Origin of the sequence: Dietzia timorensis (assembly GCF_020742175.1) — a bacterium.
Lineage (GTDB): Bacteria > Actinomycetota > Actinomycetes > Mycobacteriales > Mycobacteriaceae > Dietzia > Dietzia timorensis_A.
In genome coordinates this window covers 1-7,335 of sequence record NZ_DYXM01000112.1, presented here as the reverse complement: position 1 = coordinate 7,335, position 7,335 = coordinate 1, and the positions used below count along the sequence as shown (strand labels likewise).

Below are 7,335 nucleotides of genomic sequence, written 5' to 3'. Positions count from 1 at the left end.
CGCCGGCGGTGGCGACCACCGTGAGCGCGAGGCCGACGACGAGCATCCCGCGAGCGCCCCGCCTGTCGATCACTCGTCCCGAGGACACGGCGACGAACATCGGCAGGAACGAAAACGCGGCGGCGAGAATGCCGATCTGCGCCGCCGACGCGCCGAGCTCGAGCGCTCGATAGGCGAGCACGACACGCAGTGCGGCGAACGTCGCGGCGAACAAGACGGTCACGATGAGGAGCCGCTGAAGCGCGGTGGGGCGGCCGAACCGGGCGCGCCGCGACGGGGGAGCAGGTGCAGAGGACATCACTTCCATCCACTATGCGCCCGCGCGGGGCTCTTCACGCAATCGCGCCAGCTCCATTAACCTCGAACTCATGAACTTGCAGGAATTCCTTCAGAGCACGGGCCGCACGATGGAGCGCGCCAAAGTCGAACACCTTGCAGGCGAGCCGATCACCATCGAGGCCGTCGACCCGTGGCAGCCGGTCGGGCCGCCGTTGGATTCGGAGTTCCAGCGCATCCTCGCCTACCCGCCGGGCGCGCGCGAGATCACGCTGCAGGGCAAGGTTCAGCCGGTCACGCCGAACCTCATGGTGCTCATCTCCGCGGTGTCCCCGGAGGCCGATCCGGGCGAGTTCGTCGACCTCGTCGTCGACACGTCCGCGCAGCTCGAGGGCTGGACCACCGACGAGGACCTCGCCGGCGAGTCCGATTACGGGCAGGACGGCAAGGAGGTGCCCGTCGTCTACCGCTACCTCGCGGGCAAGTACAAGGCAGAGGTCGGCGAGACCAAGACCTCCTCGATGCTCGCCGGCTGGAACGCGGGTGGCAAGACCTACGTGTTCCAGGCCGTCGCCACGACGTTCGAGGGCTCGGACGAGTTCCACGACTCCGCGCTCGAGTCCGTGCGCGTGGGCCCGTGGACGCTGCCGCAGCTCATCGACGCCATGCGGGGCTAGCGCGCGAATGGCACAGCTCGAAACCCGAAGCCTGCACATACCCGGCGCGTGGGAGCTCTTTCCCGCCATTTATGACGACGCACGTGGGATTTTCCTCGAGACGTTCTCGGCGCCCCGGCTCGCGGAGGCCATCGGCGTGGAGTTCCGCGTCGCCCAATCGAACCTCTCGGTCTCGCGCGAAGGGGCACTGCGCGGCCTGCACTTCGCCGACGTTCCTCCGGGACAAGCCAAGCTCGTGACGGCCGTGCAGGGAACGGCGTTCGACGTCATCGTCGATATTCGTACCGGTTCGCCGACGTACGGGGATGCCGTATCGGTGACCCTCGACTCCGAGCGCCGCAATTCCGTGTATCTCGCCGAGGGGCTCGCGCACGGGTTCCTCGCGCTAGAGCCGGATACCGCGGTGTCCTATCTGGTGTCCGAGTCGTACAACCCGGGCGCCGAGCACGGGATCGACCCGTTCGACCCCGCGCTGGGAATCGAATGGCCGGTGATGTCGCTCGACGGATCGGTGCTCGACTATGAGCTAAGCGAGAAGGACCGCGGTGCGCCGAGCCTAGAGGAGATGGCCGCCGACGGGCGGCTGCCCACGTGGGAGGATTCGAAGAAGTACCTGCCCTAGCGGGTAGGACCGTCCTCGGGGCGCTCGGGGCGCTCGGGGTGCTCGGGGTGCTCGCCGCTCTCGCGCTCGTCGCGGAGCAGCTTGTCCTGCACCTCGCGTAGGAATTCTTGGTCATCGTCCGGGGCGGCAGGCCGGCGGAGCGCCTTCTCGGCGCGCGCGGCGTCCCGCATGCGGATGATGACGTAGGTCGCCGCGATCGCGACGACGACGAGGAAGACGATGACCCAGAACATCTCGTCGTTCCACCTCCTTGAGGGCCGCCGCATGTACCCCTGCGGCCCGATCTGCCTTCCACGATACGTATTCTGGAGACCATGAGCGAGTCCACGGCTGCAGGCAAGAATCCCGGCGACAAGAACGCGGGCAAGGGCGCGACCGGCGCCGGTTCGGCGGCCGGAGACGGCTCGCCGAAGAAGCGTCTCGCCGGCAACCTCCTGCTTTTCACACTCGCGCGCATCGCGATCGTGCTCGTGCTCGTCGCGATTATGGAGGGGATCGGTTACCTGGTTCTCGGCCAGCCCGTGCCGCTGCTCGTCGCGGGGCTCATCGCGATCATCCTCGCGCTGCCGATCTCCACGTACCTGCTACGCGGCTGGAGCCGCCGCATTAACGAAGACATCGCCGCGGTCGATTCCGGTCGCCGCACCAAGAAGGAAGACCTGCGCCGCAGGATGTCGGAATAGGCTTCGCCGTTCCGGCTGGGGTCCTGAGCCGTCTCCTTTAGGACGAGACGCCGTTGAGTACTTCGCCGACGTCCGGAACCTGAAGCGGCGGGAACTGGGGGAACTGCGGGATTTCGGGAACGCCGAGTCCGCCGAGGCTGTCGCTCGAAGGAGCGGAGGTGTCCTCGACCGTGCCTTGCGGCTGCTGAGGCTGTGTCTGTGTGGGAGTCTGCTGCTCGGTCGAACCCGTACCCTGCGGCGACTGAGTCTGCGTCGGCGTCTGGGTTTGGGTCTGACCGCCCTGCTGCTGACTCGGTTGCGTCGGCGTCTGGGTCTGTGTCTGACCACCCTGCTGACCGCCGGTGGTCTCCGGGGTGCTCGGTTGCTGCTGGGTCGTCTCCGGTGTGCTGGGCAGCGAGGGAATCGTCACGCCGGGGAGCCCGGGCACCGTGGTGTTGTTCTCGTTGTCGTTGCCGCCCTGCCCCGGCGAGGTGGGCGTGGTCGGCTGGGTCGTCGGGGTGCCGCCATCGGCCTCGTTCTCGCCGCCGGTGTTGTTGTTACCGCCGGTGTTGTTGCCACCCTGGTTACCGCCGGTGTTGTCTCCGCCGGTGTTGTTGTTGCCGCCCTGGTCGTTTCCGCCGGTGTTCTCGTTGCCGGGCTGGTTCGGGGAACCGGCGTTGGCCGCGCCGAAGTTATCGGGACGATTCTGCTCGGCGCCCACGCCGGATTGTCCCTGCTCGGTCTGGGTCTGCTGGCCCGACGTGCCCTCGGTGATGTTCTGGTTCCGGCCGCTCTGCCCCTCGGCGAGCACCTGGCCCTCGGTGGGCACCTGCTGCGGCTGTGACTCGCTGCCGCCGGACTGCTCACCCGAACGGCCCTGGGCGGACTGCTCGGACTCGCGGCTGGGATTCTCGCGGTCCTCCCGGGGCACGTACACCGCGCCCGGCGCGGGTTGGACACCGCTATAGAAACGCTGCAGGCAGTAGTCGGAGAAATCGGACGAACCATCGGTGAAAAAGGTCTGTCCGGCGAATCCATCGCCGTCGGCCTCGGTGGAGCAGCGGGCGATGAAACGGCCATCGTCCTCGCCGCCCTTGTTCTCGTCGCCTCGCTGACCAGCATCATTACCCGACACTGCCGAATCGGTCGTGGGAATCGTGAGGACGACATCGTCGGAATTCGAGCATGCCGCAGTAAGCGCCGCGGCCGAGCTTAGCGCTGCACCAGTGAGCAATATCCGACGAAAGTTCATAACAATAGTGTTGCAAGTTCGAAACCATAGGTCTACCCAGGGCGCGTAAATTTGCCGAACCCTCAGTGGGTGCCCCAGGCGATTTTCAGGAAGGAGGGGGAGGGGCCGGGTGCGGAGAAGTTTCGAACCGCCCCTCGATACTACGCCCCGAAACCCCAGGTGGCACGGCGGAAACCGTCGTTAGCCCCGAATGCGATGCGAGGACGCTGGGGCGCGCAGATCCGCCTGAGAATTCGGCACGTACGACGTCATAAATTCGGTGAGTTTTCCCACGTGGCCAAAGCCACACCGTGCACGTCGGCGCGAAAAATCGTTATGTATGACGTCGGAGTTGCTGTTTCTGGTGTTGCGGTCGTGACAAATGTGAAAGCTGTGATTAGAGTTACCGAACGTTGGGGTATTCATAACGACGAACCCCAGGGGAGCGCCGGAACCGGCAAGAATTTCGGCCTGCTGCTCCTCCGGACACGCCACGTCCGATGCCCCGAAAGACACCGATATCCCCAGCTTCCAGATATCTCGCAACGTAAAGGAACACCTCATGCGCGGTCGTACCACGCCTCGTCTCCGCACTGCCCTCGTCGGCGCCGCCGCCTCGGTCGCGCTCGTGGCCGGCGTCGGATTCGTCGCGACCACTCCCGATGTCTCCACCGACGACGTCCACCTCGTCCAGGCAGAGGGCGCGTCCCTCGTGCAGGGGCAAGAGGTGAATATCGACCTGAAGAAGCTCGTCGAGGCCCAGATCGGTCAAGAGGTTCCCGAGGGCACGACCCTCAAGCTCAACGGGCTGCCAGAGGGGCTCAAGCAGGATGGCTGGAACATCACGGGAACGCCGACCGAATCCGGCTTCTACAACGTGCGAGTCGAGGTGTCCTCGGGCGGGGAGACTTCCACGCAGGAGGTGCAGCTGATGGTGGCCGCGCCTAGCGGCGAGGAGCCCAACGCTCCGACTGAAACCGAGAAGCCTTCCGAGGATGGCAAGGACGGCGCCGAGGGCGAGAAGTCCGGCGAATCAGAGACGACGGGTGAGGGCGAGACCGAGGCCGGCGGCCAGGGGCAGGCCAAGCCGCAGGCAATGGCCCAGGCCCAGACGCAAGCAAAGTCGCAAGCCGACGGCCAGGACAAGTCAGCGGACGCGGAAGCGACTGACGACGCCGAGTCGACCACGACGACCACGTCGCCGTCGTCCGAAACCGAGAAGGGCGCTAACGACGAGTCGGGCACCTCGGATGAGGAGTCCTCGACGCCGTCGTCGACGCCCAAGACCGAGACCGACGCGGAGTCCGACGACCAGACGTCGGAGTCCACCAGCCCGAAGTTCCCGACCGAGGAGGAAGCATTCGGCGAAGACGGAACCGATTCCGAGAACGACGAGGGCACCGAGATTGACCTCGACGAGGCAACCGGGTCGTTGACCGACGGCATGCTCGGCGGATCCGGATCGCTCGAGGGATCCACTGGCGGCGAAGATGGTCCCGAGACCTGCGAAACCGAGGACCTGACGGCGGGCCTGGAGAAGTTCCTCCCGGTCGCCGTCGGTGAGCAGGACGATTCGGGGATGATCACCTCGATCATCACCTCCGTCCTCGGCACGCTGTTGCCGACCGTGCTCAACACCGCATCCTCCGGAAACGGCTCCGTGTGTGACGCGGGAGGGGCGACGGGTTCGATCCTCGAGAGCGCTGCCGGCTTCGCCGACGCCCAGCAGGGCCAGGGCGCCGACGCCCAGCAGGCCGAATCCGGTGTGAAAACCGCAGGCGCTCAGGCTGCCGGAGGTACCACGACGATCGACTCGCTCCTCGGGGGCGACGGCACCCAGCTGATGGAGCTCATGAAGCTCGCCAGCGACATCATGGAACAGGTCCCGGCCGACGGAGCCCGCTAACAGGCGGGCCGGGTCCTAGAGCCCAGCACCCTTGCCCCACGTGCCCGGCGCGTTCGAGAACACCACTCGAGCACGCCGGGCACGTGGCTATTTTCGTGCTGCGTGCGCGTTATCGCCTCTACCTGCAGGGGCATTAGCGAGGCCGGGAGGAGTGTGGCGTCCGACGTCAGAAAGTAAGCGCCGTTAAGGTTACGGTGAAATTTGGGATGACGATTTGGTGTCCGGATGTTTAACCCTGCCGGAATGTGGCACGGGAAATAGCGCAGCTGGTTGAGTTGTCCTGCGACGATGGAGCGAAGCGCGTCTGACGAGGGAAATTCTGTGCGGACGTGCGGATGTATTTGCCATCACGAACTACTGTGATTCGGCTAAGAAGGGCTAAGGTAATTGCGAGCCGCAACACAGTTTGCTGACGTGTGCACTAATCCTGCGCGCCGCCCAAGGGCGACGTCGGTGGCGGCTGTAATCCCCGAAACACTTGATCCTTGGAAGGACCACCCATGAGCGAAAACCGCTTGAACGTTCGTCGTGCAGGCCTCGCAATCGCCGCCGCTGCCGCGCTTACCGCCGGAATCGCGCCGTTCGCCGTTGCGCAGGAGCCCGACGAGGCGGCCACCGGTTCGCTGAACGCCGAGTCCGCAGCCGGCGACGAGGGCTCGCTCGGCGGTGGGTCGCTCGACGGCATCAGCGCTGATCCTGCCGAGAAGTCCTGCGAGCTCCCCTCGCTCGGCGGCTCCGTCGAAGCTCTCCTTCCGTACGCAGGCCTTTCCCTTCCGGGCTTTGTGAAGGACATTCTGCTCAAGGGGCTCGACTCGATCGACAACCCGCTCGAGTCCGCCGGTGTCGACGTCTCCGAGCTTGGCGTTGGTTCCCTCGAGGGGCCGATCTGCTCCGTGATCCTCGGTGGCGAGATGACCGAGGACCCGGAGACCACCGAAGAAACCACCACCGAGACCACCACCACCGCTACGTCGGCCGAGAACGAGGGTGGCGACACCGAGAACGATGACGCCGAGGGGGACGACACCGAGGGCGCTTCCTCGACGGTGCCCACCAGCACGAGCGCCGAGTCGAACTAGGAACTTGGTTTGAAGTAGGCCTTGCCTGCTTTCGGGCGAGCGTCGGCGGCGTTTGTTGCCGCCTTATAAATGGAGCGACCGCCTTCCCTTTTTGGACAGGGGAGGGCGGTCGTTTTGTGTCTGACCCGCGGTGCTGGTGGTGGTGCGTGAGGCGATGTGAATCTGGCGCCGACTTAACGAGGCTGTGCGAGATTCCCCCGTGGGGGCGATTTTGTTCAGCTCCGGTTTATATGGAAAGCCCAGCTCAGGCGATAAATGTTACGGAAGTGACAAAAATAGATCAATGTTACTAGTTGTGTTTGTGTGACTCGTGTGACTAGAGTGATCAGTGTTGCTGCGGCGGGGTGTCTTGCCGCAGGGGGCCTTTCGTCCGATCGGCTTCGCGCACACCTGCTGCCTCACAGACCTCATCACCGGAAGGAACACGCACACTATGCGAGCTCGCTTCGTCCGCTCTCGGGGTCGTGCCACGACCCGAGGCCGGTACTTCGTCCCTCTGTCCGCTACCGCCGTTGTCGCGCTCGCCGCTGGCACGCTCGTCGCAGTCAATCCGATCAGCGACGGCGACAATGTCGCCCTCACCCAGTCCACTGCGTCCTCGTTTGAGGCAGGTGCCGACGCAAACGGCGCGGCCGCAAGCGATGGCACGGTCGGCGAGGAAGTCTCAATCCCGCTCTCGGCCTTGTTTGATGTCTCGGGCGAGTACAGCTGGATGGTCGACGCCAGCGATATCACCATCGACGGGCTTCCCGACGGGCTGAACTACAACCAAGAGACGAAGGCAATCGAGGGGACTCCGACTGCAGCCGGCGTCAGCGCCATCACCGTCAAATCGGGCGAAAACACCGCCAGTGCGTCGATCACGATCGGCGCCGAGGGCGA

The 7,335-nt window shown here is 65.2% G+C and carries 8 protein-coding genes and 1 pseudogene; 6 read left to right on the top strand and 3 right to left on the bottom strand.

Translation table 11 applies throughout. The features are described from left to right. Window positions 1-298, bottom strand: a pseudogene (locus K8V11_RS06155) (hypothetical protein); the annotation flags it as partial. A 70-nt stretch (window positions 299-368) separates the two neighbouring features. Here K8V11_RS06155 and K8V11_RS06150 point away from each other — a divergent pair. Both K8V11_RS06150 and K8V11_RS06145 read left to right on the top strand, forming a co-directional pair. Further along, window positions 369-953 carry a hypothetical protein gene (locus K8V11_RS06150; RefSeq protein ID WP_303911718.1) on the top strand — a complete coding sequence of 195 codons (585 nt, stop codon included), beginning with the start codon at window positions 369-371 and terminating at the stop codon, window positions 951-953. 7 nt (window positions 954-960) lie between these two features. Next, window positions 961-1,575 carry a dTDP-4-dehydrorhamnose 3,5-epimerase family protein gene (locus tag K8V11_RS06145; RefSeq protein WP_303911717.1) on the top strand — a complete coding sequence of 205 codons (615 nt, stop codon included), beginning with the start codon at window positions 961-963 and terminating at the stop codon, window positions 1,573-1,575. Here K8V11_RS06145 and K8V11_RS06140 read toward each other — a convergent pair. Continuing rightward, on the bottom strand, window positions 1,572-1,808 hold the full coding sequence (locus tag K8V11_RS06140) for a hypothetical protein (RefSeq protein WP_303911716.1): 237 nt from the start codon (window positions 1,806-1,808) through the stop codon (window positions 1,572-1,574). The two genes, K8V11_RS06145 and K8V11_RS06140, sit on opposite strands and share 4 nt — an antisense overlap. Before the next feature lie 81 nt (window positions 1,809-1,889). Between K8V11_RS06140 and K8V11_RS06135 the strand changes: the two genes are divergently transcribed. Then, on the top strand, window positions 1,890-2,258 hold the full coding sequence (locus tag K8V11_RS06135) for a DUF4229 domain-containing protein (RefSeq protein WP_303911715.1): 369 nt from the start codon (window positions 1,890-1,892) through the stop codon (window positions 2,256-2,258). A gap of 37 nt (window positions 2,259-2,295) precedes the next feature. Here the strand turns inward: K8V11_RS06135 and K8V11_RS06130 are convergent, their stop codons facing one another. Then, complete coding sequence (locus tag K8V11_RS06130) at window positions 2,296-3,471, bottom strand: hypothetical protein (protein ID WP_303911713.1); 1,176 nt, start codon at window positions 3,469-3,471, stop codon at window positions 2,296-2,298. Between the two features lie 559 nt (window positions 3,472-4,030). On the opposite strand from K8V11_RS06130, the gene K8V11_RS06125 reads away from it, so the two are divergent. The 3 genes from K8V11_RS06125 to K8V11_RS06115 form a co-directional block, all read left to right on the top strand. Then, window positions 4,031-5,374 carry a hypothetical protein gene (locus tag K8V11_RS06125; RefSeq protein WP_303911711.1) on the top strand — a complete coding sequence of 448 codons (1,344 nt, stop codon included), beginning with the start codon at window positions 4,031-4,033 and terminating at the stop codon, window positions 5,372-5,374. Window positions 5,375-5,874: 500 nt separating this feature from the next. Further along, complete coding sequence (locus K8V11_RS06120) at window positions 5,875-6,453, top strand: hypothetical protein (protein WP_303911709.1); 579 nt, start codon at window positions 5,875-5,877, stop codon at window positions 6,451-6,453. A gap of 433 nt (window positions 6,454-6,886) precedes the next feature. Continuing rightward, a partial coding sequence (locus tag K8V11_RS06115; protein WP_303911708.1) for a putative Ig domain-containing protein occupies window positions 6,887-7,335 on the top strand: 449 nt, incomplete at its 3' end.

Coding starts and splice junctions, on each gene's coding strand:
- K8V11_RS06150 (WP_303911718.1), top strand. CDS start 369: ATGAACTTGCAGGAATTCCTTCAGAGCACGGGCCGCACGATGGAGCGC.
- K8V11_RS06145 (WP_303911717.1), top strand. CDS start 961: ATGGCACAGCTCGAAACCCGAAGCCTGCACATACCCGGCGCGTGGGAG.
- K8V11_RS06140 (WP_303911716.1), bottom strand. CDS start 1,808: ATGTTCTGGGTCATCGTCTTCCTCGTCGTCGTCGCGATCGCGGCGACC.
- K8V11_RS06135 (WP_303911715.1), top strand. CDS start 1,890: ATGAGCGAGTCCACGGCTGCAGGCAAGAATCCCGGCGACAAGAACGCG.
- K8V11_RS06125 (WP_303911711.1), top strand. CDS start 4,031: ATGCGCGGTCGTACCACGCCTCGTCTCCGCACTGCCCTCGTCGGCGCC.
- K8V11_RS06120 (WP_303911709.1), top strand. CDS start 5,875: ATGAGCGAAAACCGCTTGAACGTTCGTCGTGCAGGCCTCGCAATCGCC.